Source organism: Streptomyces sp. NPDC096132 (genome assembly GCF_044763345.1).
Lineage (GTDB): Bacteria > Actinomycetota > Actinomycetes > Streptomycetales > Streptomycetaceae > Streptomyces.
Genome location: NZ_JBIWGA010000108.1, coordinates 1 through 1,035, shown reverse-complemented (window position 1 = coordinate 1,035; position 1,035 = coordinate 1). Strand labels below are relative to the sequence as shown.

Genomic DNA, 1,035 nt, shown 5'->3' with positions numbered 1-1,035 from the left:
GCGGCCAGGGTCTTGTGACGGGTGTTCTCGTTCACGTGTGCTTGATCTCCTGAATGGTGAAGGGGTGTCGTGTTGTGCGCGCGTCGGAGAGTGGGCCGACGACGGGGGTCCCCGTGCTGCCCTGCGGCGGCCGGGATGGCGTACGGCTGCCTTCTTGATCTGCCAGGCAGGGTGGGGAACACCCACGAGGACGTGGGGGCTCATGGCTGCTTCCTTGTGTCGTGGGCCGGTCCGTGGGCGTGCTGGGGTCGCATGCGGGTGCCTGCTTGGTGCAGGAGCCGGTAGACAGTGGCGACGGAGTAGCTGTGCTCCCTGGCGAGTTCCGGCACCGTGGCGCCGGCCTCGTACCGGGCGCGCAGAGACAGCGCGACCTTGTACCGTTCGGCGGCCTGTGCTGCGGAGCGCATCCGCTGGGTCTGCTGGGTGGTGCGCACGGTGCCGCCGGCCTCGATCAGCAGGCGCCGGGCGCCGCGCCTCGTCTCTCCTGCCGCTGTGGCGAGTTCGGTGAGGGTGGCGCCGTGCTGCTCGTACAGGGTGCGCAGATGGGCCGCGAGGCGCTGGCGGGCTTGTGGGTTCTGCCGCATCCGGCGGGTCTGCCAGGAGGTGCGCATGACGGTTCCGGCGTCGTGTAGCCGGTTGAGGACGGTGCCGTAGGACAGGCCGCTGGCGGTGACGAGTTCGTCGACCGTGGCACCGGCCTCGTACTGCTGGCGCAGGGACTGGGGCGTCACGGCCTTGCTAGCGTCGGCCGGGACTCGGGGACGGGGTTTCATGCGACGGACTTCCATTCGCTGCGGGCTTCGGCATGGGCGGCGGCCAGGTCGTCGTAACTGCGCTGGTCGGATGGGGTGATGAGGATCAGGCGGCCGTCGGTGGCGACCCGCCAGTCGGCGGCCGGGCGGCCGGTGAGCGGGTCGAGGACGCGCCCGTCGGGGGCGTGCCACGTCGGTGGGATCTCGTCGGGGCGTGGCACGGGTACCAGGACCTGGCGGCCGTCGCGGACGATCACGAGAGCCCTGCTGCGGTGCTCCGCAA

Annotated in this window: 1 protein-coding gene and 1 pseudogene; both read right to left on the bottom strand. The window is 71.1% G+C overall.

Annotated elements, in window-relative coordinates; genetic code table 11:
• Positions 1–200: 200 nt before the first annotated feature.
• Positions 201–773 (bottom strand): helix-turn-helix domain-containing protein, encoded by a 573-nt coding sequence (locus ACIRF9_RS52745; RefSeq protein WP_403837841.1) that lies wholly within the window; start codon positions 771–773, stop codon positions 201–203.
• Positions 770–1,035, bottom strand: a pseudogene (locus tag ACIRF9_RS52740) (transcriptional regulator); the annotation flags it as partial. The gene ACIRF9_RS52745 and the pseudogene ACIRF9_RS52740, both read right to left, overlap by 4 nt.

Coding starts and splice junctions, on each gene's coding strand:
- ACIRF9_RS52745 (WP_403837841.1), bottom strand. CDS start 773: ATGAAACCCCGTCCCCGAGTCCCGGCCGACGCTAGCAAGGCCGTGACG.